This window comes from Variovorax beijingensis (assembly GCF_007828835.1).
GTDB lineage: Bacteria > Pseudomonadota > Gammaproteobacteria > Burkholderiales > Burkholderiaceae_C > Variovorax > Variovorax beijingensis_A.
Genome location: NZ_VIVL01000001.1, coordinates 480,921 through 505,087, shown reverse-complemented (window position 1 = coordinate 505,087; position 24,167 = coordinate 480,921). Strand labels below are relative to the sequence as shown.

26 protein-coding genes are annotated in these 24,167 nt (G+C 68.0%); 7 read left to right on the top strand and 19 right to left on the bottom strand.

Annotation, left to right across the window (positions count from 1 at the left end; genetic code table 11):
* Positions 1-12 precede the first annotated feature (12 nt).
* On the bottom strand, positions 13-381 hold the full coding sequence (rplN, locus tag FB547_RS02385; RefSeq protein WP_009124801.1) for a 50S ribosomal protein L14: 369 nt from the start codon (positions 379-381) through the stop codon (positions 13-15).
* Positions 382-629: 248 nt separating this feature from the next.
* Between rplN and FB547_RS02380 the strand changes: the two genes are divergently transcribed.
* The gene (locus FB547_RS02380; protein ID WP_145739335.1) at positions 630-1,772 is read left to right on the top strand and encodes an esterase-like activity of phytase family protein; all 1,143 of its coding nucleotides are present in this window, start codon (positions 630-632) and stop codon (positions 1,770-1,772) included.
* Positions 1,769-2,626 (top strand): pyrroline-5-carboxylate reductase, encoded by an 858-nt coding sequence (gene proC, locus FB547_RS02375; RefSeq protein ID WP_145739331.1) that lies wholly within the window; start codon positions 1,769-1,771, stop codon positions 2,624-2,626. The genes FB547_RS02380 and proC overlap by 4 nt, the downstream gene beginning before the upstream one ends.
* A gap of 6 nt (positions 2,627-2,632) precedes the next feature.
* Here proC and FB547_RS02370 read toward each other — a convergent pair whose 3' ends face one another.
* The 10 genes from FB547_RS02370 to FB547_RS02325 all read right to left on the bottom strand — a co-directional run bounded on the left by FB547_RS02370 (position 2,633) and on the right by FB547_RS02325 (position 10,433).
* Complete coding sequence (locus FB547_RS02370) at positions 2,633-3,100, bottom strand: MaoC/PaaZ C-terminal domain-containing protein (protein ID WP_145739329.1); 468 nt, start codon at positions 3,098-3,100, stop codon at positions 2,633-2,635.
* A 17-nt stretch (positions 3,101-3,117) separates the two neighbouring features.
* Complete coding sequence (gene ubiA / locus FB547_RS02365; RefSeq protein WP_145739328.1) at positions 3,118-3,978, bottom strand: 4-hydroxybenzoate octaprenyltransferase; 861 nt, start codon at positions 3,976-3,978, stop codon at positions 3,118-3,120.
* A gap of 58 nt (positions 3,979-4,036) precedes the next feature.
* The gene (locus FB547_RS02360; RefSeq protein ID WP_145739326.1) at positions 4,037-4,603 is read right to left on the bottom strand and encodes a Dps family protein; all 567 of its coding nucleotides are present in this window, start codon (positions 4,601-4,603) and stop codon (positions 4,037-4,039) included.
* Between the two features lie 137 nt (positions 4,604-4,740).
* Positions 4,741-5,706, bottom strand: coding sequence for a LysR substrate-binding domain-containing protein (locus FB547_RS02355; protein ID WP_145739324.1), 966 nt, complete (start codon positions 5,704-5,706; stop codon positions 4,741-4,743).
* A gap of 74 nt (positions 5,707-5,780) precedes the next feature.
* A complete protein-coding gene (locus FB547_RS02350; protein ID WP_145739322.1) occupies positions 5,781-6,281 on the bottom strand; it encodes a plastocyanin/azurin family copper-binding protein in 501 nt (166 codons plus the stop codon).
* Between the two features lie 81 nt (positions 6,282-6,362).
* Positions 6,363-7,052: an amino acid ABC transporter permease gene (locus FB547_RS02345; RefSeq protein ID WP_145739320.1), complete on the bottom strand. Its 690-nt coding sequence runs from the start codon at positions 7,050-7,052 to the stop codon at positions 6,363-6,365.
* Positions 7,052-7,789, bottom strand: a complete 738-nt coding sequence (locus FB547_RS02340; protein ID WP_145739318.1) for an amino acid ABC transporter permease — start codon at positions 7,787-7,789, stop codon at positions 7,052-7,054. Before FB547_RS02340 ends, FB547_RS02345 begins: the two co-directional genes overlap by 1 nt.
* A gap of 62 nt (positions 7,790-7,851) precedes the next feature.
* Positions 7,852-8,754: a transporter substrate-binding domain-containing protein gene (locus tag FB547_RS02335; protein WP_145739316.1), complete on the bottom strand. Its 903-nt coding sequence runs from the start codon at positions 8,752-8,754 to the stop codon at positions 7,852-7,854.
* Between the two features lie 22 nt (positions 8,755-8,776).
* The gene (locus FB547_RS02330; protein ID WP_145739314.1) at positions 8,777-9,949 is read right to left on the bottom strand and encodes a trans-sulfuration enzyme family protein; all 1,173 of its coding nucleotides are present in this window, start codon (positions 9,947-9,949) and stop codon (positions 8,777-8,779) included.
* A 31-nt stretch (positions 9,950-9,980) separates the two neighbouring features.
* Positions 9,981-10,433, bottom strand: a complete 453-nt coding sequence (locus FB547_RS02325) for a hypothetical protein (RefSeq protein WP_145739312.1) — start codon at positions 10,431-10,433, stop codon at positions 9,981-9,983.
* A 96-nt stretch (positions 10,434-10,529) separates the two neighbouring features.
* Between FB547_RS02325 and FB547_RS02320 the strand changes: the two genes are divergently transcribed.
* The gene (locus FB547_RS02320) at positions 10,530-11,468 is read left to right on the top strand and encodes a LysR substrate-binding domain-containing protein (RefSeq protein ID WP_145739310.1); all 939 of its coding nucleotides are present in this window, start codon (positions 10,530-10,532) and stop codon (positions 11,466-11,468) included.
* Between the two features lie 85 nt (positions 11,469-11,553).
* On the opposite strand, the gene recG is transcribed toward FB547_RS02320, so the two are convergent.
* Complete coding sequence (recG, locus tag FB547_RS02315) at positions 11,554-13,683, bottom strand: ATP-dependent DNA helicase RecG (RefSeq protein WP_145739308.1); 2,130 nt, start codon at positions 13,681-13,683, stop codon at positions 11,554-11,556.
* Positions 13,684-13,765: 82 nt separating this feature from the next.
* Between recG and queA the strand changes: the two genes are divergently transcribed.
* The 3 genes from queA to tgt are packed head-to-tail and all read left to right on the top strand — an operon-like array spanning position 13,766 to position 17,270.
* Positions 13,766-14,809, top strand: a complete 1,044-nt coding sequence (gene queA / locus FB547_RS02310; RefSeq protein ID WP_145739305.1) for a tRNA preQ1(34) S-adenosylmethionine ribosyltransferase-isomerase QueA — start codon at positions 13,766-13,768, stop codon at positions 14,807-14,809.
* Positions 14,806-16,056, top strand: coding sequence for a PQQ-dependent sugar dehydrogenase (locus FB547_RS02305; RefSeq protein WP_145739303.1), 1,251 nt, complete (start codon positions 14,806-14,808; stop codon positions 16,054-16,056). Before queA ends, FB547_RS02305 begins: the two co-directional genes overlap by 4 nt.
* On the top strand, positions 16,053-17,270 hold the full coding sequence (gene tgt, locus FB547_RS02300) for a tRNA guanosine(34) transglycosylase Tgt (protein ID WP_145739301.1): 1,218 nt from the start codon (positions 16,053-16,055) through the stop codon (positions 17,268-17,270). Before FB547_RS02305 ends, tgt begins: the two co-directional genes overlap by 4 nt.
* A gap of 9 nt (positions 17,271-17,279) precedes the next feature.
* Here tgt and FB547_RS02295 read toward each other — a convergent pair whose 3' ends face one another.
* A complete protein-coding gene (locus FB547_RS02295; RefSeq protein WP_225613070.1) occupies positions 17,280-17,648 on the bottom strand; it encodes a hypothetical protein in 369 nt (122 codons plus the stop codon).
* A 137-nt stretch (positions 17,649-17,785) separates the two neighbouring features.
* On the opposite strand from FB547_RS02295, the gene FB547_RS02290 reads away from it, so the two are divergent.
* Positions 17,786-18,571, top strand: a complete 786-nt coding sequence (locus tag FB547_RS02290; protein WP_145739296.1) for an SDR family NAD(P)-dependent oxidoreductase — start codon at positions 17,786-17,788, stop codon at positions 18,569-18,571.
* A 45-nt stretch (positions 18,572-18,616) separates the two neighbouring features.
* On the opposite strand, the gene FB547_RS02285 is transcribed toward FB547_RS02290, so the two are convergent.
* From FB547_RS02285 to FB547_RS02260, 6 genes are all read right to left on the bottom strand, one after another.
* The gene (locus FB547_RS02285) at positions 18,617-18,994 is read right to left on the bottom strand and encodes a DUF3597 domain-containing protein (protein WP_009124759.1); all 378 of its coding nucleotides are present in this window, start codon (positions 18,992-18,994) and stop codon (positions 18,617-18,619) included.
* A 92-nt stretch (positions 18,995-19,086) separates the two neighbouring features.
* Positions 19,087-20,208 carry a serine endopeptidase gene (locus FB547_RS02280; RefSeq protein WP_145739294.1) on the bottom strand — a complete coding sequence of 374 codons (1,122 nt, stop codon included), beginning with the start codon at positions 20,206-20,208 and terminating at the stop codon, positions 19,087-19,089.
* Positions 20,209-20,238: 30 nt separating this feature from the next.
* Positions 20,239-21,036, bottom strand: a complete 798-nt coding sequence (locus tag FB547_RS02275) for a DUF2145 domain-containing protein (RefSeq protein WP_145739292.1) — start codon at positions 21,034-21,036, stop codon at positions 20,239-20,241.
* Positions 21,033-21,491, bottom strand: coding sequence for a hypothetical protein (locus FB547_RS02270; RefSeq protein ID WP_145739291.1), 459 nt, complete (start codon positions 21,489-21,491; stop codon positions 21,033-21,035). The genes FB547_RS02275 and FB547_RS02270 overlap by 4 nt, the downstream gene beginning before the upstream one ends.
* Before the next feature lie 41 nt (positions 21,492-21,532).
* On the bottom strand, positions 21,533-22,030 hold the full coding sequence (locus tag FB547_RS02265; RefSeq protein ID WP_145739289.1) for a YiaA/YiaB family inner membrane protein: 498 nt from the start codon (positions 22,028-22,030) through the stop codon (positions 21,533-21,535).
* 148 nt (positions 22,031-22,178) lie between these two features.
* The gene (locus FB547_RS02260; RefSeq protein ID WP_145739288.1) at positions 22,179-24,140 is read right to left on the bottom strand and encodes an MFS transporter; all 1,962 of its coding nucleotides are present in this window, start codon (positions 24,138-24,140) and stop codon (positions 22,179-22,181) included.
* Positions 24,141-24,167: the final 27 nt, after the last annotated feature.

Sequence of the window (24,167 nt, the reverse complement as noted above, 5' to 3'; positions counted from 1 at the left end):
GCGTTGTTGTCCTTAGAGAACTTCGGGGGCCAGCGACACGATCTTCATGAACTTTTCGGTGCGCAGCTCGCGCGTCACCGGTCCGAAGATGCGGGTGCCGATCGGCTCCAGCTTGGCGTTGAGCAACACGGCTGCGTTGCCATCGAATTTGACGAGCGAACCGTCGGCGCGACGGATGCCCTTGGCGGTGCGGACCACCACTGCGCTGTAGATCTCGCCCTTTTTGACGCGACCACGCGGAGCGGCTTCCTTGATGCTCACCTTGATGACGTCGCCCACGCTGGCATAACGCCGCTTGGAGCCACCGAGCACCTTGATACACAGGACGGACTTCGCGCCTGTGTTGTCGGCCACTTCGAGCCGGGATTCAGTTTGGATCATTGCTAGTAGTTCCCAACTTGTACCGATGCGCCTCCGGGAGGGAAACGCTGCGGTCAGTCTTGGGCCCGTCGTCCGCACCTCGAACCACTCGAGGCACTTCCGCTTTGGGCTGAAAGCTTCGCCTTTTTGAAGCGAAGCCTGCGATTGTTGCACGCAGGCCAAGGCATGTCAACTGCCTTCTGAGATCGAAATGGACTGGAACTAGACTTGGCGGTGTGCGCACCTTCGATCCAGGCCCCACATCGCCCATGCGCCGCCGGCTGCTGGCGGGCGCGGGCGCCATGGCGGCGGGGCTCGCAGGGCTGGGATTGGGCGGCTGCCGCAGTCCGGCCCTTCCGCCGGCGGGGCCGCAGCGGCTGCGCCGCCTGGCCGAGGCGCACTGGCCGCACCGGCTGAATATACAGGGCACGACCGCCGGCGGCCTCTCGGGCATCGATTACGACGTCGAAAGAAGTGAGTACCTGCTGCTCAGTGATGATCGGTCAGACCTGAATCCCGCGCGCTTCTATATGGTGCAGTGGGCGCCTCCGTGGGTCCAGCCGCCCGAACCCCGGAGTGTCGTGCAGCTGCAACGCCCGGGCGGCGGCCCCTGGCCCGCGCGGCGCCGCGCCGAGCCCGGCACCCCGGTGCCGGACCCCGAAGCGTTGCGCCTGCGGCCCGGCGCCGGCACCCTGCTCTGGACGAGCGAAGGCGATGTCGGGCGGGGGTTCGGCCCGGCCCTGTACGAGTCGGCGCGCGATGGCCGCCTGCTGCGCGAGTTCGCGCTGCCGGCCATGTTCAACCCCGATCCGGCGCAGCGCCGCGGCCCGCGCGACAACCTGGGCTTCGAGGGCCTGGCGCTGACACCCGACGGCCGGCACGCCTGGCTCGCGATGGAGAACGCGCTGATCCAGGACGGCCCGGTGCCCACCACGCGCGCGGCGGGCGGCCCCTGCCGGCTGACCCGGATCGAGCTGGAGACCGGCCGGGCCACGCGCCAGATTGCCTATGTTCCCGATGCGATCCCGCTGCGGCCGCTCGTTCCCGGCAGCCATGCCGACAACGGCATCAGCGAGATCCTGATGCTCGATGCCGACCGCATGCTGGTGCTGGAGCGCGCCTATGCCACCGGCGCCGGCAACTCGCTGCGCCTCTACGAGATCGACACCCGCGACGCCTCCGACGTGCTGGACGTGGACACGCTCGCCCCGGGCAACCAACGCGCGGCCGCCAAGGACCTGGTCGCCGACTTCGCCACGCTCGGCCTTTCGCGCCTCGACAACACCGAGGGCATGTGCTGGGGACCGCCACTGCCGGACGGCAGGCGCACGCTGGTGGTGGTGAGCGACGACAATTTCAACCCGCTGCAGACAACCCAGTTCGCGGCATTCGAATACACCGACCGACCATGACCATCGCCGTCACCTTCCTGCCCCGCACCGCACCGCCGCCGCTGCCTCCGATCGCCTTCGTCGGCGGCGGCAACATGGCCAGCGCCATCATCGGCGGCCTCATCAAGCAGGGCACGCCCGCCGGCACCTTCGAGGTGGTCGAGCCCTTCGAGGAGGCGCGCACCAAGCTTGCGCAAGCCTTCGGCATTGCCGCCCACGCCGAGGCCGGCGATGCCCTTTCGCGCTGCTCGGTGGTTGTGTGGGCGGTCAAGCCGCAGACTTTCGCACAAGCCGCCCAACCAGTGCGCGCGTTCGCAGAAAACGCACTGCACCTGAGCGTGGCGGCCGGCATTCCGTCGGGCAGCATTGCGCGCTGGCTCGGCAGCGAGCGCGTGGTGCGCGCCATGCCCAACACGCCGGCGCTGGTGGGCCAGGGCATGACCGGCCTCTTTGCCCGGGCGGCGGTGGATGCCGCCGACCGCGCGCTGGTCGGACAGCTGCTGGCACCGACCGGCGAGCTGCTCTGGGTCGACGACGAAGCCGCGCTCGATGCGGTGACAGCCATGTCCGGCTCCGGCCCGGCCTACGTGTTCTATTTCATCGAGGCCATGACCGAAGCTGGCATCGAGATGGGCCTGCCGCTCGAGCAGGCCCAGCGGCTGGCCATCGGCACCTTCACCGGCGCCTCGGCGCTCGCGCACAGCGCCACCGAGCCGCCCTCGGTGCTGCGCGAACGCGTGACCTCCAAGGGTGGCACCACCCATGCGGCGATCACGTCGCTCGAGGGTGCCGACGTCAAGGCGAAGTTCAAGGCCGCCATCCGCGCGGCGCAGAAACGCGCCGCCGAGCTGGGCGAGGAATTCGGCCGCGCCTGAAGCGCGTCAGGCCGGCAACGCGCGCGGCCCGAGGAAGACCAGCCACTCGGCCGCCAGCGTGACGGTGCCGTCCTCGAGCTCGAGCAGCACCGCCTCCTTGAGCAGGAAGCTGCCGCCGGGCTTGGACGCCACCTCGAGAACGCGCACACGCGCCCGGAAGCGCGCACCGACCGGCATCGGCCGGACGAAGCGCAAGCGGTCGAATCCGTAGTTCAACGCGTGATTCGCATCGAAGGGCAGCAGCGTCCGCATGGCCTCGCCGGTCAGCTTTATCAGGTGCGACACCTGGAAGAAGCCCGGCACGATCGTTCCGCCGTAGTTCGCCTCGCGTGCGGCGCGCTCCGGATCGAGGTGGATCCATTCGCCCTCGCCGTCGCCCGACAGCGCCGCGTAGCGGTCGACCATCTCCTGCGTGATGAGGTGCCATCCGGACAGGCCTTCCTGGCCGATCTTCTGTGTCAGGCGATCGAGCATGTGCGTGTCCTCTCTGTCTACCGGATGGCATAGCCGGCCACGATGCCGGCGAACACCGCGAAGCCGAGCCAGTGGTTCAGCCGGAAGGCCTTGAAGCAGCCGTCGCGCGTGCGCCCGCGGATCAGCCGCCAGTGCCAGGCCGCCTGTCCCGCGGCCGCGGCGATTCCCGCGAAGAACGGGGCACCCAGCGAGCGGCTCGCGCCGGCCCAGGTCCAGACCGCCAGGAAGATCGCGTAGCTCAGCATCACCGCCGCCACGTCGAAGCGGCCGAAGGTGATGGCCGAGGTCTTCATGCCGATCTTCAGGTCGTCGTCGCGGTCGACCATTGCGTACTCGGTGTCGTAGGCCAGCACCCAGAACAGGTTGCCGGCCAGCAGCCAGGCAGCGAACACCGGCACGGCGGCTTGCACCGCCGCAAAAGCCATCGGGATGCCGAAGCTGAAGGCAACGCCGAGCACCGCCTGCGGAACCGACACGAAGCGCTTGGCGAAGGGATAGGCCAGCGTGATGGCCAGCGCCGCGAACGACCACAGGATGGTGAGCCGGTTGGTCGTGAGCACCAGCCCGAAGGCCAAGAGCGCCAGCACGGCGCCCAGCACGAGTGCCTCCCTGACCGACACCGCGCCGCTGGTCACCGGCCGCTGGGCGGTCCGCTTCACATGGCGGTCGAAGTCGCGGTCGGCCACGTCGTTGACGCAGCAGCCCGCGCTGCGCATCAGGATGGTGCCCAGCACGAAGACGGCCAGCAGCTGCCAGCCCGGCCAGCCTTCGGCCGCAAACCAGAGCGCGCCCAGCGTGGGCCACAGCAGCAGCAGCCAGCCGGCGGGACGGTTCCAGCGGATCAGGTCGAGATAGAGCGCAAAACGGCGGGCGAGCATGCGGCAGGCAAAAAAAGAGCGGCCATTGTGCCGCTCCTGGGTTCCCGGGCCCGGGCGATCAGTCCTCGAGCAGCGAGCGCAGCATCCAGGCCGTCTGGTCGTGCACGGTGCAGCGCGCAGTCAGCATGTCGGCCGTCGGGTCGTCGCCGGCTTCCTCGGCCACGGGGATGAATTCGCGCGCGATGCGCGACACGGTTTCGTGGCCCTTGACCAGGATGCGCACCATTTCCATCGCCTTGGGCGGGGTCTGGGGCACGTCGGGCACGGTGGCGATCTTGCTGAACTCGGCATAGGAGCCCGGCGCATAGTGGCCCAGCGCGCGGATGCGTTCCGCGAGCACGTCGGTGGCGCCCCAGAGTTCGGTGTACTGGCCCATGAACATCGCATGCAGCGAGTTGAAGTGCGGCCCCGTCACGTTCCAGTGGAAGTTGTGGGTCGTGAGGTAGAGCGTGTAGGTGTCGGCCAGCACGCGGCTCAGGCCCTCGGCAATGGCGGCGCGGTCCTGGCGCTCGATGCCGATGTTGATGAGGGGCGCATTGCGGCTGCCGGATTCCTGCGCCACCACGGTGCCGCCCTTCTTGGGCACCTTGCCGGACGACGATGCTTTCTTCGATGCTTTGGCCATGGCTGGAAACTCTTTCTTCAGGTTTTGCTGAACACACCGTTATTCTGAAAGCCGACCCGCGGCTTCGCAACAGCGCCACTCTATCCCGGTGATGAATGAATTCGAACGGCTGCCGCGTAGGCCAAGTTCGCGTATTTCTACGACAGCCGTTTGACACCCGGCAGTTCGCACGCATAGATCGCGTTGCGCAAGGCCGCGATCGCCTCGTAGCGGGTGAAGGTGCGGCGCCAGGCCAGCACCACGCGCCGCGTCGGCGGATCGCGGTCGTGCGCGTCGCGCACCGGCAGGTAGCGCACCATCTGCTCGGGCTCCTTGCGCCCTTTGACCTTGGGCTTGAGCGCTTCGGCCGGCACCGACAGGCGCGGCACCAGCGTCACGCCCATGCCCGAGGCCACCATGTGCTTGATGGTCTCGAGCGACGAGCCCTCGAAGCTCTTGCGGATGCCCTCGGCATTGCTCGAGAAGCGCGCGAATTCGGGACAGACCTCGAGCACGTGGTCGCGAAAGCAATGGCCGGTGCCCAGCAGCAGCATGGTTTCGTTCTGCAGCTCTTCCGAAGTGACCGATTCGCGGTCGGCCAGCTTGTGCTTCGTGGGCAGCGCGGCCATGAAGGGCTCGTCGTAGAGCGGCGCCATGGCCAGGCCGGTGTCGGGGAAGGGCTCGGCCATGATCGCGCAGTCGATCTCGCCGGCACGCAGCATCTCGAGCAGCTTGGCGGTGAAGTTCTCCTGCAGCACCAGCGGCATCTGCGGCGTGCGCGCAATCACCTGGCGCACCAGGTCGGGCAGCAGGTACGGGCCGATGGTGTAGATCACGCCGAGGTTCAGCGGGCCGGCCAGCGGGTCTTTTCCGCGCTTGGCGATTTCCTTGATGCTGGCGGCCTGGTCGAGCACGCTCTGCGCCTGCTGCACGATCTGCTCGCCGAGGGGCGTGACGGTGACTTCGCCCGCGCTGCGCTCGAAGAGCTTGACCTCGAGTTCGTCCTCGAGCTTCTTGATGGCCACCGACAGAGTGGGTTGGGAGACGTAGCAGGCCTCGGCCGCCTTGCCGAAGTGCCGTTCGCGGGCTACTGCGACGATGTATTTGAGTTCGGTGAGAGTCATAGCTTGCGTCAATTATGCGCAAGCGTCCGTGACCGGACATTGTCTGGGGCTTAGCTGCCAGCAGGGGCGGGACGTCAGGACCCCGAAGCGGTGACGACCTTGACCTTGCCCGCCATGCCGGCCTGGTAGTGGCCCGCGATGAGGCAGGCGAAATCGAAGTCCCCGGCCCGGTTGAAGGTCCAGACGATTTCCCCGGTCTTGCCGGGCGGGACGTGCGCCATGTAGGGCTCGGAATGCTCCATGCCAGGGAACTTCATCATCAGCGCCGCGTGCTCGTCGAGTTCCTTCTTCGTGCCGAGCACGAACTCGTGCATGACCTGCCCGTCGTTCCGGATCGAAAGCCTCACCGTCTCGCCCTGCTTCACCTGGATGCGGTCAGGGGCGAAGCGCATGCTGTCGGCCATCCTGAACTCGAGCTTCCGGGTTGCGCTGCCCGCATCGCCCGCAATGCCCCAATCTTTCTGTTCCTTGCGAACCGGCCCGCTCGGCGCGCCGTGATCCTCGTCGCCATGTGCGAAGCCGGGGTTCGAGAACGCCAAGGTGCTGGCGAGCATCAATGTCCTGATGGATGTCATGGGAGTTCCTGCGTGGTTGGCGTGGAAGTGGCGCACGGGCGACGCCGGTCTTGGTTTTCGTGCGTTCGCCGGTTCATTCATTCAGGCTGCCGATGCGGCCCTGCGCCGCTGCAGCCAGGTGACCGACCACGCCCCTGCCGTGCACAGCACCAGGTAGACGGCGGCGACCAGGAGGTAGACCTCCACCACGCGCCCATCGCGCTGGCCCACCTTGCTTGCCGCTCCGAGAAAGTCATTCAGGCTGATCACGTAGACCAGCGAGGTGTCCTTGAGCAGGGCAATGGTCTGGTTGATCAGAGACGGCGTCATGTTGCGGAACGCCTGCGGCAGGATCACGTGCCGCAAGGCCTGCCCCGGCGTCATGCCAAGCGATTGCGCCGCCTGCATCTGTCCCGCGCGGACACTGCCGATGCCGGCGCGGATGATCTCGCAATAGTAGGCCGACTCCGCGAGCACGAAGGCCACGAGCGCCGCGTAGATGGGGCCGACCGACAGGTTCGGATCCCCGGTGGCGGTCCGCAGCACCACGGGCATCAGAAAGTAGATCCAGAGAATCGTGAGGATCAGCGGAATCGAACGGAACAGGTTCACGTAGCCGGCCACGAGGGCCGCAACGGGACGCGGCGCAAAGATCCGCGTGATCGCCAGCAAGGTGCCCACTCCGACGCCCGCCGCCATGGCGGCCACCACGAGGAAGGCCGTCATCTGCAGGCCCTGCGCCAAGTAGGGCCAGGCGCGCTGCAGGGAGACCCAGTCGAAGTCGTATCCCATCAGGCGGCCCCCAGCAGGCCCGGCACGCGCGCGCGCCGCTCGATGTGGCGCATCAGCACGATCACGCCGTAGGTGATCGCCATGTAGACGAAGGTCGCGGCAATGAAGGCCTCGAACGGATGCGCACTGAATTCACTGAGCTGGCGGGTCTGCCCCGTCAATTCCATGAGCCCGATGGTGAGCGCCACCGCCGAGTTCTTGAACACGTTCAGGAAGTCCGAAGTCAGCGGCGGAATGACGATGCGCAGGGCCTGCGGCAGGATCACGTACCGATAGGCCGCCGCGGTCCCCAGGCCGAGCGCCATGGCCGCCTGCTTCTGGCTGCGCGGCACCGACTCGATGCCCGCCCTCACCTGTTCGGCCGCCTTCGCGGCCGTGTACAGCGTGAGTCCCACCAGCACGGTGAGAAACTGGTTCGTCGTCGGGTTCATCTGCTTCAGTGCATTGCCCCAATCGACAGGCAACAATTCGGGCACCACGAAGTACCAGAGAAACAGCTGGACCAGCAGCGGCGTGTTCCGAAAGCAGTGGATGTACACCGTGGACAGGTAGCGCGCGGGACGGTTCGGCAGCGTCCTTGCGACACCGGCCACCAGGCCGAGGCCCAGCGCCAGCGTCCAGGCCAGCAACGACAGGAGCACCGTCCACCACAACCCGCGCAGAAGCATCAGGCCGTACAGGCCCTCGCCCGTGACTGAAGGCTTGAAAAAGATCAACCAATCCCAGGTGTAGTGCATTGTGCGGGGCGATTGGAGTGGCGGGCGCTTTCAAGCGGTCGTGCGGGAGTGAGCGCTGCCGCTCACAGCGGCTGGTCGTTCGGATGGCGCAGGAGTTCCTGCATGTCGGGCGACATCGGGAAGTTGACCGTGATGCTGCCCTTCACGGCAATCGGCTTGAGAAAATACTTCTCGTACAGCGAGGCAAACTCGCCCGATCGCATCATCCCGGTGATCACGCCGTCGACGAGCTTCTTGAAGGCAGCATCGCCCTTGCGCAGCATGCAGCCGTAGGCCTCCTTCTGCTGGGGCACGCCAACCACTTCCCAGTCGGACGGATTGCGGGCTCGCGCGATGTTGCTGAACAGAATGATGTCGTCCTGCGTGGCGGCGACGGTCCGGCCTGTTTCAACGGTCAGGAAATTCTCGTTGATGTCCTTGGCCAGGATGATGTTGATGCCCCACTTGTTCTTCTCGTTGAGCTGCCGCAGCATGCGCTCGGCCGTGGTGCCCGCGCTCACGACAACGTTCTTGCCGACCAGATCGGACCAGTGCTTGATGCCCGAGTTCTTGCGCACGAGCAGCCGTGCCCCGACCACGAAGAAGGTGGTGGAGAACGACACCTGGTTCTGCCGCTCGGCGTTGTTCGTGGTGGAGCTGCACTCCAGGTCGACCGTCTGGTTGGCCACCAGCGGAATGCGCGTCTGCGGCGTCACCTCCAGCGTCTTAACCTCCAGCCTGGCGAGCTTCTGGTCCTTCTTCACCTGCTCGACCACGCGCTGCGAGATCTCCCAGGCAAAGCCCGCCTGCTTGTTGTTGTCGTCCAGGTAGTTGAAGGGAATGGACGCGCCGCGGGTTGCCAGCGTGATGGAGCCAGTGTCCTTGATCTTCTTGAGCGTGCCGTCCAGCGGCTGCGCGGCGGCAGCGGCGCACAGCGCCAGTGCGGCAGAGGCGATACAGGAGCGAATCAGGGGCTTGAGGGTCATCGTGGGCTCCGGTGGTCTTGGATCAAAGGGTGGAACTCTTCTGGAAGGCGTTCAGCGCGCCCAGCAGCTCGTCGAGCAGCGCCTGCGGGTCCTGAAGGCCGATGGACAGGCGGATGACCGGGCCGTGCACGTCGCAAAATTTGCGCCCGGCCAGCTCTTGCGCGGGATAGAAGGCCGCGATGCTGCGCACGCCGCCCCAGCTCGCGCCGATGGAAAAATGCCTGAGCTCACGGAACATCGCGCGGTAGGCGTCGTAGGGAGCGTCCACGAGCTGCAGCGACATCACGCAGCCCGCCTGCTTGAAGTCGCGCGCCCACAGGGCATGGTCCGGTGTTCCGGGCAACGCGGGAAAGAGCATCCGGCGCACCAGCGGGTGCTCGGCAAGCCGCCCGGCAATCAGTTGCGCGCTGCCGGCCTGGCGCTCCATGCGCACCTGCATCGTGTCCAGGCCGCGGGCGACGAGAAAGCAATCCTCCGGGCTCACCGCCAGCCCCATCTGCGATTGAAGGCCGCGCAAGGACCGGTACAGGTTCTCGTCCTGAATCGCGATGCTGCCCATCAGCACGTCCGAATGGCCGCCCATGTACTTGGTGCAGGCATGGACGCACAGGTCCACGCCATGCGCCAGGGCGGCAAAGCCCAGCGGGCTGGCCCAGGTGTTGTCGATGGCCGTCAGCACGCCGCGGGGGCGGGCCACGGCGGTGATCGCCGGTATGTCCTCCACCTCCATCGTCACGGTTCCCGGCGACTCCAGCCAGATCAGCCGCGTGTTGGGGCGGATGAGCCGCTCGATGTCCGAGCCGATGCGCGGCGGGTAGAACTCGACCTCGACGCCGAGAGCCTGCAGCCGTTCGACCGCGAAGGATTTGGCGAGACCGTATGCGGCGTCGGTCATCAGAAGGTGGTCGCCCTTCTTGAGCAATGCGAGCAGCACGCTGCAAATGGCCGCCTGGCCCGAAGGGAAGACAACGCAGTGCGCGGCGCCGTCCAGTTCGGCAATGCGGAGTTCCAGCGCGCGCTGCGTGGGCGTGCCGGTGGTTCCGTAGCTGAAGCCGTCCGGCAGGCGGTTGCGCCGGTGCACGAAATCGTCGAGCGAATCGAAGACGACCGTGGAGGCCCGCCATACCGGCGGTGCCAGGCTGGCGAAGGCGCCCGCAGCTGAAGCGTCGAGAGCAGGGGTCTGGGAATTCAACATGGGAAAGAGGGGTCGGTGCCTTGGCTGCAGTTCACTGCGCCGGCGCGGTTTCAATGAGCCGCAAGGCTTGCTTCATCTGGTCGACGGCCATGTTCTCCAGGTCGGTGTAGACCTTCATGTCCGCCGACAGCCGCGCAAAGGTCTCCCGTGCCGCCGCGACCTTGGCCGGATCGTTGGTCTTCGGATTGGCCAGCGCCGCTTCGAGGCGCTTGTACTCGCTGGTGAGCAAGGCCGGCTGCTCGCCCAGCGCCCGCAGGCCGGCATTGGTCATCGAGCGGATGCGCAGCACCATCCTCACGTCGGATTGCTCCATCTCGGCTTGCGCGCGTTCGAATGCGAGCTTCGCGGCCAGGGCCGCTTCGCTGTCGAGCTTCTTCGTCGCCGCAACGGCGTTGAACTTGGCGATGTCGGCCGAAAGGTCATGTGCCCACGAGGGCGCAGCCAAAGCCAGTGCGGTCACTGCAATGACGGTTCGAAGTTTCACGTCGCTTCTCCAGGTGGGTGGCTGAAGCCGCAACTCTAGGACCGCATAGATAATCTGAATCGCGCTCAAAGTTTTTTCTCCATAAGTGGTTGTTATATGTTGCTGCGCGAGATCGAGGTGTTCCGTTCGGTGATGTCGGTGGGGTCCGCCAGCAAGGCCGCCGCGCTGCTGGGGGTCACACAACCCGCCATCAGCCAGTCGCTGAAACGGCTCGAAGACGCGGCCGGCTTCGCGCTTTTCCGCCGGCTGCGGGGCCGCCTGCATCCAACACCCGAAGCGCAGGCGCTGCTGGTCGAGGTGGAGCGGGTTTTCGTGGGCCTCAGCAGCATCGAGCACCGCATGCGCAGCCTGAAGCGCTTCGGCGTCAACACGCTGCGCATGGCGGTCTATCCCGCCTTCGGCCTGACCTTCGTGCCGCGGGTGCTGTCGCGCCTGGTCACCGAGCGTCTGGACGCCGATGCCCGGCCACAGATTTCGCTGCAGGTGCTCAGTTCGCGGGAGGTGCACGAGGCCGTGCTGGGGCGCCAGGTCGACTTCGGGCTGATGGCCGACGAAATGCCGACCACGGGCCTGGAGCACTCCGAATTCGCGCGCTTTCCGGGCGTGGTGGTCATGCATCCGAAGCACCGCCTGGTCAATGCCAGGACCATTCAGCCGCAGCAGATTGCGGAAGAGCCGTTTCTTGCGCTCAACCCCGAGGACGCTTCGCGAAGGCGCCTCGAGCGCGGGCTGGCGGAGCGCAACGTCGCCCTGAGCGTGCTGGTCGAAACGCCGTATGCGGCGAGCGTCTGCGAAATGGCGCTGAGCGGAATGGGCATCGGCGTCGTCAATCCGGTCACGGCGCTGGAGTACGCGCGGCGCGGATTGGTCATCCGCCCGCTGTCGCTCGATGTCTCTTTCGCCGGGCTGCTGGTGCTGCCACCGGGCCAGCCGCTGTCGGGGCTTGCGCTGCGCATGCTGCAGCTCATGCGCATCCAGCTTGCCGAGGACCAGAAGGCCCTTGCGGCCTTTCTCAAGCCCCGCCCCAAGGCTTGAGGGCGCTTATTTCGGCGAGTTTCCCTGGACCGGATCGCGGTGCTTGATCCTCGCGTTCACGCGCAGGACTGCCGCCTGACGCGGCCTACGCCTTCAGGTACTCGGCCTTGGTGCCGAGCCAGCGATCGATGTGGCGCTGGGCCAGGTCGGGGTGCTTGTCGAGCATCAGTGGTGCAAGCTCGCGCGCCCAGTCGAGCAGCATCGTGTCGGTGGCAAGGTCGGCAAAACGCAGCAGCGGCGCGCCCGACTGGCGCGCGCCCAGGAATTCGCCCGGGCCGCGGATCTCGAGGTCGCGCCGCGCAATCTCGAAGCCGTCGCCGGTTTCGGCCATGGCCTTGAGCCGGGCCCGGGCCGCTTCGCCGACGCGGCCGCTGTCGCCCGGCGCGTAGAGCAGCACGCAGGCCGAGGCTGCGGCGCCGCGCCCCACGCGGCCGCGCAACTGGTGCAGCTGCGAGAGCCCGAAGCGCTCGGCATGCTCGATCACCATCAGCGAGGCGTTCGGCACGTCCACGCCCACTTCGATCACCGTGGTGCTCACCAGCACCTGGATCTCGTTGGCCGTGAAAGCGGCCATCACCGCCTGCTTCTCGGCCGTGGGCATGCGCGAATGCAGCAGCCCGACGTTGACGGCTTTGCCGAGCGCATCGGCGAGCTCGTCGCGCGTCTCGGTGGCGTTGCGCAGGTCGACGGCCTCGCTTTCCTCGATCAGCGGGCAGACCCAGTAGACCTGCCGGCCCTGGGCGATCTGCGCCTGGATGCGGTCGATCACCTCGTCGCGGCGGTGGTCGGCCACCAGCTTGGTGACGATGGGCGTACGGCCCGGCGGCAGTTCGTCGAGCGTGGAAACGTCCAGGTCGGCGTAGTAGCTCATCGCCAGCGTGCGCGGGATCGGCGTGGCGCTCATCATCAACAGATGCGGTTCGAGGTGGCCCACGGCCTTGCCGCGCAGCGCCAGGCGCTGCGCCACGCCGAAGCGGTGCTGCTCGTCGATGATCGCCAGTGCGAGGTTCCTGAAGCGCACCTTCTCCGAGATGACGGCATGGGTGCCGATGACCAAGGCCGCCTCGCCGCTCTCGACCGCGGCCGACATCGCGTCGCGCTCCTTCTTCTTCTGGCTGCCGGTGAGCCAGGCCACGCGCAGGCCGCGTTCGGCCAAGAGCGGATCGAGCCAGCCGACCAGCTTGCCGAAGTGCTGCGCCGCGAGGATTTCGGTCGGCGCCATCAGCGCGCACTGAAAGCCCGCGTCGATGCAGCGCGCCGCCGCGAGCGCCGCCACCACGGTCTTGCCCGAGCCCACGTCGCCCTGCAGCAGGCGGTGCATCGGGATCTCGCGGGCGAGGTCGCGCGTGATTTCCTCGCCCACGCGCTGTTGCGCGCCGGTCAGGCCGAAGGGCAGCACCGCGAGCAGCTGCGCATGCAGCGAGCTCGCCTGCGGCTCGGCCGAGGAAGACAGCATCGGCGCACGCTGCGCCGCGCGCTCCAGCCGCGCCTGCAATTGCGAGAGCTGCTGCGCCAGCAGCTCTTCCGCCTTGATGCGCTGCCACGCCGGGTGGCTGTGGTCTTCGAGCGTGGCCATCGCCACGTCGGGCGTCGGGTAGTGCAGGAAGGTCAGCGAACTGCGCAGGTCCCAGGCGCCGCGCCATCCGATCTGCACGGGAATCGTCTCGTCGAGCACCGCGCGCGCCAGGCCCGAGCGCACCTCGCGCCGCAGCACCGGCTGGGGCAGTCCGGCAATGGTCGAATAGACCGGCGTCAGTGCCTGCGGCAGCGCCGTGCCGGCAGCCTTGACGGTGGGATGCATCATTTGCCGCCCGACGAAGCCGCCGCGCATCTCGCCCCGCACGCGCACGCGCGCGCCGACGGCCAGCTGCTTCTGCTGCGAGGGATAGAAGTTGAAGAAGCGCAGCTGGCAGGTGTCGCTGCCGTCGTCGATGGTGGCGATCAGTTGCCGGCGCGGGCGGAACACCACTTCGCATTCGGTCACCACGCCCTCGACCTGTGCCATGTCGCCGTCGCGCGTGTCGGCCAGCCGCACGATCCGGGTCTCGTCCTCGTAGCGCATCGGCAGGTAGAGCGCGAAGTCGATGTCGCGCACCAGGCCGAGCTTGCGCAGCGCGCGCTGCACGGCGCTCAGCCCGGCACCGGGCGCGGCCGGGGCGGCGGCGGGCGGGCTTGTGGTCTTTTCGGGCGGCACGGACTTCGCGGAAGCGGGCATGGGACAATTCTGCCCGGCTCCAGCCACGTCCTCCTCATCTTCCATGCCTCCTTGGCACGGGCCCGTCCGGCCCTCAAGCACCATGCGCGCCTTCACGCTTTCCGATTTCGATTTCGACCTGCCGCCCGAGCTGGTGGCCCAACACCCGGCCCCCGAACGCACGTCCTCCCGCCTCCTCGACGGCACGGGCGACGCGCCCGCCGACCGCATCTTCAAGGACCTGCCCTCGCTGCTGCGCGCGGGCGATCTGCTGGTCTTCAACGACACGCGCGTGGTCAAGGCGCGGCTGTTCGGCGAGAAGCCGACCGGCGGCAAGCTCGAGTTGCTGGTGGAGCGCGTGCTGCAGGGCCACGAGGTCGTGGCGCACATGAAAGTGAGCAAGAAGCCGCCGGTGGGCACCACACTGCAGATGGTGGGCGGCTTTCGCGCGACGCTGCTGGGCCGCTGGCCCGACGAGCAGGGCGCGCTGTTCCACTTCGGCTTCGAGAGCGACGCCGGCGAAGACCCCTACGCGCTGATGGCCCGCTGCGGCCATGTGCCGCTGCCGCCCTACATCACGCACACCGATTCGGCCGACGACGAAAGCCGCTACCAGACCGTGTTCGCGCGCGTGCCCGGCGCGGTGGCTGCACCGACCGCTGCGCTGCATTTCGACGAGGCGCTGCTGGCCGAGCTCGAAGCCCGCGGCGTGCAGCGCGCCAACGTCACGCTGCATGTGGGTGCGGGCACCTTCCAGCCCGTGAAGACCGAGAACATTTCAGAGCACACGATGCATGCCGAGCGCTACGAAGTGCCCGAGGCCACGCAGCGCGCCATCGCCGACTGCAAGGCGCGCGGCGGCCGCGTGGTCGCGGTCGGCACCACCACCGTGCGCACGCTCGAATCGTGGGCCAGGAGCGGCGAGGCCGCGGGCGACACGCGCATCTTCATCACGCCGGGCTTCGTGTTCGAGCACGTCGACCTGCTGGTCACCAACTTCCATTTGCCGAAGAGCACGCTGATGATGCTGGTCTCGGCCTTTGCGGGCTATGAACACGTGATGGCGCTCTATGCCCACGCCATCGCGCAGCACTACCGTTTCTTCAGCTACGGCGACGCCATGCTGCTGGCGCGCGCTCCCACATGAAAACCAACCACGCCATCCGCGCCTCGCTGGCCGCGCTCGCCTTCGGATGCACGCTGCTGCTGCCCGTGGCCGGCCATGCACGCGGCTACACGCCGCAGGGGCTGTGCGGCGGCTATACGCGGCTCGACATCGGCAGCCCCGCAGGCACCTGCGTCGCGCTGCTGGCCGACGAGGCCCAGGGCCTGCGTGCGCCCCGGCGCATCCTCGAGGTGGCGCCGGGGCGCTACTGGGTCGTCGACATGGGATCGTGGGAGCCGCGCCGCGGCCGCCTGCTCGAGATGGTGCTGCCCACCGAAGGCGCCGCGCCACGGCGCGCGCGCTTCAGCGTGCTGGCCGAGCAGCTCGACCGGCCGCTGGGCCTCGTGGCCGGGCCCGACGGCAAGATCTACGTCGGCGAGTCGGGCACGATCTGGCGCACGCCGATCCCTCTGCCCGGTGGCACTCTGCAGCGCGAGACGGTGATCGACGGCCTGCCGGGCGACGGCACGCATCCGCTCAAGGAACTGGCCTTCGGACCGGGCGGGCGGCTCTACGTCAACGTCGGCTCCGACTCCGATGCCTGCCGCGATCCGTCGTCGAAGCAATACCCGCTGCCCTGCCCCGACCTGGCCGGACCGAAGCCGCGCGCCGCCGTGTACGAGGCCGTCCTCGCCGGGCCGGACCACAAGCTGCAGAGCTTCAAGCCCTTTGCCACCGGCCTGCGCAACTCGGTCGCCCTGACCGTGCTGCCGGACGGCCCCGCCAAGGGCACCGTGCTGCAGGGCGAGAATTCCATCGACTACGAAGACGTGGGCCAGCCACCCGAGGAGCTGAACCGGCTGCAGGCCGGACGCGACTACGGCTGGCCCTATTGCGTAGGCAACCGGCAACCCGCGCGCGGCTACGAGAACCGGCACGACTGCAAGGCCACCGAGGCACCGCTGATGCTCTGGCCCGCGCACGCCGCGCCGCTGCAGATGATCACCGGGCCCGCGGACAGCCGCTTCGCGGGGCAGCTGCTGGTCGCCTGGCGCGGCCACCAGCCGCCCGGCCACCGCGTGGTGGGCTACAAGCTCGATGCGCGCGGCCTGCCGTCGGGCAAGCCGATCGAATGGCTCGCCGGCTGGAGCCCCAAGGCCGGCGTGCGCCCGATGGGCCGCCCCACCGGCATCACCGTCGACCGGCAGGGCCGCCTGCTCGCCGTCGAGGATTTCAACCGTACCATCCTGATGCTGCTGCCGGACACCGGCGCCGCCCCCCAGAAATGACCGACACCACGTCCCTGCCGCGCCTGAAGTTCGAACTTCTCAAGACCGATCCCGCGAGCCACGCGCGCCGCGGCACGCTCACGCTCAACCATGGCGTGGTGCAGACGCCGATCTTCATGCCCGTGGGCACCTACGGCACCGTCAAGGGCGTAATGCCGCGCAGCCTCGAGGAAATGGGCGCGCAGATCATCCTGGGCAACACCTTCCACCTCTGGATGCGCCCCGGCCTCGACGTGATGGCGAGCTTCGGCGGGCTGCACCAGTTCGAGAAATGGAACAAGCCGATCCTCACCGACTCGGGCGGCTTCCAGGTCTGGTCGCTGGGCGCGATGCGCAAGATCAGCGAGGAAGGCGTGAAGTTCGCCTCGCCCGTCAATGGCGACAAGCTGTTCCTCACGCCCGAGGTCTCGATGCAGATCCAGACCATCCTCAACAGCGACATCGTGATGCAGTTCGACGAGTGCACGCCCTACGACACCCAGGGCCACATCACGACCGAGGCCGAGGCGCGCATCTCGATGGAGCTGAGCCTGCGCTGGGCCAAACGCTGCCAGCACGAGTTCGCGCGGCTTCAGAACCCGAACGCGCTGTTCGGCATCGTGCAGGGCGGCATGTTCGAGAACCTGCGCGAGGAATCGCTCGCGGCGCTGGTCGACATGGACTTTCCGGGCTACGCCATCGGCGGCGTGAGCGTGGGCGAGCCCAAGGAGGAGATGCTGCACATCATGGGCCACACGCCGCACCGGCTGCCCGCGAACAAGCCGCGCTACCTGATGGGCGTGGGCACGCCCGAAGACCTGGTGCAGGGCGTGGCCGACGGCGTCGACATGTTCGACTGCGTGATGCCCACGCGCAACGCGCGCAACGGCACGCTGTTCACGCGCTTCGGCGACCTGAAGATGCGCAATGCGCGCCACAAGAACGATCCGCAGCCGATCGACCCGAGCTGCACCTGCTACGCCTGCGCGGGCGCACCGCGAGGCCCCTCCGGTAGCCCGGGCGTCTCGTGGAACGACGGCGGGCGCGAAGGCTTCAGCCGCGCCTACCTGCACCACCTCGACCGCTGCGCCGAGATGCTCGGGCCGATGCTCGCCACCATCCACAACCTGCACTACTACCTGAACCTGATGCGCGAGATCCGCGAATCGCTCGAGGCGGGTACGTTCACGGAATTCCGCGCGCGCTTCAAGTCGGAGCGCGCACGCGGCATCTGACGCGCAGCGCTACTTCGGCGGCTGGATCGCGAGCGGCGTGGCGTAGGGCTCGATGCGCAGCAGTTCGTTCCTGAACACCACGATCTGCCTGAGGGGCGCCTGCACCAGCGCGCCGCCCGCGTCCTTGTGCGAGGCGTATTGCCACAGCGTGAGCTGGCCCTTGGCCGCGAGCTGAGCGGCCAGCCGTTCCACGGCAGGATTGGAGCCCGACCCCAGCTGCGCCGCATCGGCGCCCACGATCACCTCGTCGCGCGGCGAGACCAGCTTGAAGAGCTGCATGGACGCCGCCGCCTGGGCGCGCACGGGGCGCACCGCCAGCACAGCGGGAAGAAGCGCGAGCCCAAGAAGGGTGCGGCGGGGAAGCGTGTTCGTCGTCATGGAGAAGGAGCGTAGCCACCAACGCCCGCGCCGGCCATTCGCCGGAAGCCATACGCCGGCCGGCGGCCCCTCGCCATGCAGGGGCACGCCCATCCGGTACGCTTGCCGCTCGTAGCCATCGCTGTTGCCGCATTCACATGACCACCGACGCATCACCACTTTCGTCCTACACCGCCCGCTATCCCTCGCTGGCCGGCCGCACCGTGTTCATCTCGGGCGGTGCGAGCGGCATCGGGGAGGCGCTGGTCCGGGCCTTCCACGCGCAGGGCGCGAAGGTCGGGTTCTGCGACCTCGACACGGCCGCCGGCACCGCGCTCGCGGCGCAGCTGCAGGACGACACGCCCGCGCTGTTCCGCGAATGCGACGTGACCGACACGGCGGCGCTCGCGGCCACCATTGCCGCGGTGCGCGCGCAATTCGGCCCCATCGGCGTGCTGCTCAACAATGCCGCCAACGACCGGCGCCACGAGATGGCCGACGTCACGAGCGGAGACTTCGACCGCCTCGTGGCCGTGAACTTCAAGCACCAGTTCTTTGCCGCGCAGGCGGTGGCGGACGACATGCGCGCGCTGGGCGGCGGCTCGATCATCAACTTCGGCTCGATCAGCTGGATGATCAAGGGCCGGGGCTACCCGGTCTACCAGGCCTGCAAGGCGGCCGCGCGCGGCCTCACGCGCTCGCTGGCGCGCGACCTGGGCAAGCAGAACATCCGCGTCAATTCGATCGTGCCGGGCTGGGTGATGACCGAGCGGCAGATCAAGCTGTGGGTCAAGCCCGAGTCGGGCGCGGAGATCGATGCGGCCCAGTGCCTGCCGGGCCGTGTGATGGCCGAGGACATCGCGGCGATGGCGCTGTTCCTGGCCGCCGACGATTCGCGCATGTGCACCGCGCAGGACTACGTGGTGGACGCGGGCTGGACCTGAAATAGGCTCGCCCCCAAAAAAGAAAATTCCCGGGTACCGATCTTCTTAGTCGCGCAGTTCGGCCGGCAGCGTGCCGCCATTGGCGGCGATGCGGCTCATCACCTGCTTGTGCAGGCCGATGTTCCATTCGGCCGAACCCGGCTCGCCATCGCTGTAGAGAATTTCGCTGGCCAGTTCCTTGCGCGCGGCGAGGCTGCTGTCCAGGCCCAGCAACTTGAGCAGGTCGACGATCGAGGTGCGCCAGTTCAGGCCGGCGGCACCAGGCATCGCGTCCAGGACGGCGGGCACGTCGCCCAGCGGGATCGCAGGCGGCGGTGCGGCAGCGGCCGGCGCGCCCGGTGCAGCCGCCGGCGGTGCGGCGACGACTTCAGCGGCGTTGGCCGACGGGAAAATCTTGGAAAAAATCTTGCCGAAAATGCTCATGCTTCTTGCTCCGTCGAGGTGGGTGGCTGACTGAAACCGCGGCACGTCCGTGCCGCAGCCGGCGGTTGTAGCACGCGCATGCGGCAGCGCCGCTACACGGCCGGCTTCAGCGGACCGCCGGGCGTGAACGAATCCACAGACCCGGGCACCGATCCACCGGCCGCTGCCTGCGGCACGCGCGGCAGAGCGGATGTGCCGCAGGCATGGCAGAACTTCGAGAACGCGCTCTTGCGCGTCTCGCACTGGCCGCAATGGTCGAACAGGCCGATGCCGCAGTGCGGGCAGAAGTCGATCTCGCCGTTCTTCAGGTCCACCGGGCGTTCGCAGCCGGGGCACACGCCCTTGCCGAGCCGCGCGAGCGCAACGTCGTAGCTGAGCTCCTCGCGTCGCACCTGGTCGGGCTGCTGCTCGGCGAGCTTCTGGCGCGCGAGGTAGGCGTTGAGCGCAACGATCGCATAGCGCCCCACGAGCACCGTGACCACAATGCCCACCGCGTAGCGCACGTAGCCGCCATAGCTCGGCAGGTAGGGCACCAGCTCGACGAAAAAGGCGAACAGCGCGAAGAAGATGAAGCCCCAGACGAAGGGCCAGTAGGTGCTCTTGCGCTTCTTCGCAAAGAGCCAGCCGGCCACGACCAGCAGCGGCAGCGTGAGCGCGAGGCGGTAGGCGAACACGCGCAGCTCGACGCGGCGGTACTCCGCTTCGAGCTTTTTTTGCGCATCGCGCTCCAGCAGCGACAGCGCCTCGCGGGCGCGCTGCTCGGCCTGGCGCGCATCGAGCACGATCTGCTGCTGCGCATTGACCAGGCGCTGGGCCTCGTCTTCCTTCTGCTTGAAGGCATCGAGCGCCTTGGTACGCGCGATCAGCTCCGTGTCCTGGTCGGGCTGCGCGGTGGCGCGCCGCGTGGCGATCCAGTTGCCGAAGGTCTCGCGGGCGTTGGCACTGGCCTGCCGTGCGGCGCTCTGCTGCAGGCGGACCTGCTCCAGCTGCCGCGTCGCCTGCAGCTCGGCGGCCTCCGACGCCTTGATGGTGCTGCGCAGCGGCTCGGCCGCGGGGCGGTCGATGAAGTCGTCGAGTTCGAGCGTGCGCTCGACCCGCGGCAGGTCGTCCACGATAGCGCCGCCGAGCCCGATCAGGAAGCTCGCGAACACCAGCGCCACGAGCCAGAGGCCGCGGCGAAACCATTTTTCGGACAGACGCAATGACTTGCTCATTTCATTCTTTCGGTGAGAGAGAGAGATTTCTTACTGCAGCTTGAACGCCACCGGCGCCGCGCCGAGCCCTGCGCGCGGCATCCACGCGAACACCGAGTCGACCGTCACGGTTTCGATGCGGTCCGAGAACCGCTTCTCGTTCGGATGGTCGTCGAAAGCCACGTTGGCCGAGCCCACGCGGCCGCCCAGCCGCGTCAGCGGGCCGAGCTTGAGCGTGGTCGGCTCGTAGCCCTTGAACTGCAGCCACGCCTGCGCCTGCGCGCGGCTCGCGATGGTGGCGGGCTCCATGGCCGCGGCCAGCGTCTCGACCGCCCACTGGTTCGACTGCTGGTACTTCTGTCCCCAGGCGTAGCTCACGATGCTGTAGGGCGCAATGTTCAGCCGCACGATGCGCGCGGGCGGCTCGCGGAGCGCGGCCAGCAACTGCACCTGCACGGCGGGCGCGGGCACGACCCAGGCGGCCTCGTAGCGCCACAGGTCGTCGAGGAAGAACTCGCCGAGCCCCTGGCGGTAGACCGCGGCCACGGCGCTGCCGCACTGGTTGAGCTTGTGCACCACGCGCCATGGACCCTCGTCGGTCTTGTAGGCGATGCCCAGGTGCGAATAGCGCAGGCCGTACTTGCCCAGGTCCTGCCCGGCGCGCGCCAGCAGCACGACGCGCGCGCCGCTCGCATCGAGCTGCTGCGAAGTGCGCTCGGCCAGCTGCATGCCCTTGGCGATCAGCTCGGCGGTCGGCCTGGCCTGCTCGCAGGAGCGGCCGGCCTGCGCCTGCAGCGGCAGTGCCGCCGAGAGCGCAAGCAGGAACGCAGGGAAGACCGCGCGCTTCACGACAGCCTCTCGTTGTACAGCAGCGCACGGCCGATGGCATTGGGCACGAAGGCCAGCACCTCGCCCGCGGCCGACAGCACGACGCCGGTGCCGATCACACTGACCAGCACGCCCGTGCCGACCGCCGCCGATGCGGCATTGGCGGCGCGCCCCATCACCTTGACGCTGGCACGCGCACCGTCCGAGGCGCGCTCCAGCAGGTAGACGGTGCCGTCGGCCGAGGCCTCGACCGCCACCACCGTAAGCATCGAGCCACCCACCGAGAGCGCGGCGGGCAGCGCGGCCACGGCCGTCGCGGAGGCACCCACCGCCGAAGCGGCACCCACGACCGAGGCCACCGGCAGCAGCGAGAGTGCGGCCGAAGCCTCGCTCTGCGCCTGGGCATGAAGGGGCAGCGTGGCGCCTGCGAAGGCGGTGCAGGCGGCGATCAGAAGCGCAGCAACGGATTTTTTCATGGCGGTCTTTCGTGGATGGATGGATGAAGAAAAAGCGGCGCTCATTCGGCCGAGGCGGCGGCTTCCTGGCGGGCGGCGCGGCGGCCTTGCAGCCGCGCTTCGGCCAGGTCGGCCTCGTGGCGGTCGCGCAGGGTCTTGGCCAGCGTGAAGGCCGAGCTGATCAGGAACAGCCAGCTCACGCCCAGGAAGGCCTTGTAGGCGTCGTTGATCTCCATGCGGACCAGGCCCCAGCCGGTCAGGCCCATCGCGGTGAAGAAGCTGCCCCAGACCACCAGGCGCCACATCGGCACGTCGCGGCCCGCCGTGCCGCTGGCGCCCGCCTGCTGGCTGTCGCGCACGAACTTGGCCAGCATGAAGGCGGTGCTGAGGCAGAACACATAGCCCATCACCATGAACGCACGGTCCAGCGCCTCGCCCGGCAGCCAGCTCAGGCCGGTGGCGCACAGGAACACGGCGATCGCGAAGGAAGCCCAGACCTGGAACTGCCAGGCCCGCGTGTCGCGCTGGATCGAAACGGTGGTGGAAGGGAAGGTTTGCATGCGTGCCTCGCGGCGTAGTGAAGGTGAGCGAATGATGGTCCGCTCCCGCGCCACGGGACTCGGATGCTTCGACCAGTTCCGGTTTGAGCCGCTACGGGTATCTTGAAGAGATACTTTTCGGCACCTTGTGCGCCGGAGAGGCCGCGCCTTACGCGGCCAGCAGCAATCCGCTCACGCGCTGCTGCAGCGCCTCGGGCCGCACCTCGGCCGGCGGCACGGCATGGCCGACGTTGAGCCCCACGCGGCTAAAGAAGCCGCGGCGGAAGGGCTTGGCCATGGCCACGTTCTGGCCGCCGCGCAGCTCGATGCGGCTGAAGTACGAGCCCCAGAGATTGGTCAGCGCCATCGGGATCACCGGCGGCTCGATGCCTTCGGCGCGCGCGCTTTCGATGATCTTCATCACGCCGCCCTTGAAGGGCTGCAGCTGGCCGTCCCGCGTGATGGCGCCCTCGGGAAAGATGGCCAGCAGGTCGCCCTCGCGCAGCACGCCCAGCGCCTTCGCGAACGCCGCTTCGTAGGCCGCCGGGTCTTCCTTTTGCGGCGCGATCGGAATCGCCTTGGCCAGCCTGAACAGCCAGCCGAGCACCGGCACCTTGAAGATGCGGTGGTCCATGATGAAGCGGATCGGACGCGGGCTCGCGGCCATCAGCAGTATGGCGTCGATGAAGCTCACGTGGTTGCACACCAGCACCGCGGCGCCCTCGGTGGGAATGTGCTCGTCGCCCTTGATCTCGAAGCGGTAGACGAAGTGCGACAGCATCCACGCGATGAAGCGCAGCAGGTATTCCGGCACCAGCATGAAGATGTAGAACGCCACCACGGCGTTGGCAATGCCGGTGAACAGGAAGATCTGCGGAATGGTGAAGCCGGCGCCGAGCAGCGCACCCGCGATGACCGAGCTGCCGATCATGAACAGCGCGTTGAGGATGTTGTTGGCTGCGATGATGCGTGCGCGGTGCGTGGGCTGGCTGCGCAGCTGGATCAGCGCGTACATCGGCACGCTGTAGAGCCCCGCGAAGAGCGACAGCAGCGCCAAGTCGGCCATCACACGCCAGTGCGCGGCCTGGCCCATGAAGGCGCCCAGCCCCATGACCGCTACCGGAGGCAGCGCGCGCGATGCAAAGTACAGGTCGATGGCGAACACGCTCATGCCGATCGCGCCCAGCGGCACCAGGCCGATCTCGACCTGCCGGCGGCTCAGCGTCTCGCACAGCAGCGAGCCCACGCCGATGCCCACCGAGAACACCACCAGCAGCAGAGACGCCACCTGCTCGTCGCCGTGCAGCACTTCCTTCGCGAAGCTGGGGAACTGGCTCAGGAACACCGCGCCGAAGAACCACATCCACGAGATGCCCAGGAGCGAGCGGAACACCACGATGTTGCCGTGCGCGAGCTTGAGGTTGCGCCAGGTCTCGCTGAACGGGTTCCAGTTGATCATCAGCCCCGGGTCGGTGGCCGGCGCCCGCGGAATGGCCTGGGCCACGCCGCGCCCCACCAGTGCCAGCAGCACGCAGGCCACCGCCACCGTCGTGTGGCCGACCTGCGGCAGCGCCACCAGCAGCCCGCCCGCCACCTGCCCGAGCAGGATGGCGACGAAGGTGCCCATCTCGACCATGCCGTTGCCGCCCGTGAGCTCGCGCGCGTCGAGCACCTGCGGCAGGTAGGCGAACTTGACCGGCCCGAACAGCGTGGAATGCAGGCCCATGAGGAACACGCAGCCCAGCAGCACCACCGCATCGGCGCGCACGAAGCCCCAGGCCGCGAGCAGCATGATCGCGATCTCGAGGTTCTTGACGAAGCGGATCATCTTCGTCTTGTCGAACTTGTCGGTGAGCTGCCCCGCCGTGGCGGAGAACAGCAAAAACGGCAGGATGAACAGCGCGCCGATGGCCAGGCCCGCCATGGCCGGCGGCATCCAGCTCAGCTGGAGCTGGTAGGTCACCATGACGGTGAAGGCGAACTTGAAGAGGTTGTCGTTGGCCGCGCCCGCGAACTGGGTCCAGAAGAAGGGCGCGAAGCGCCGCTGCCCGAGAAGCGCGAACTGGTTCGCGTGGGCGTTCGCCTCGTGGGGCGCGGTGGCGGCAGTGGCAGCAGCGGCGGGGGTTGTCATTCGGAGCATCTCCTCTTGTTATCTACT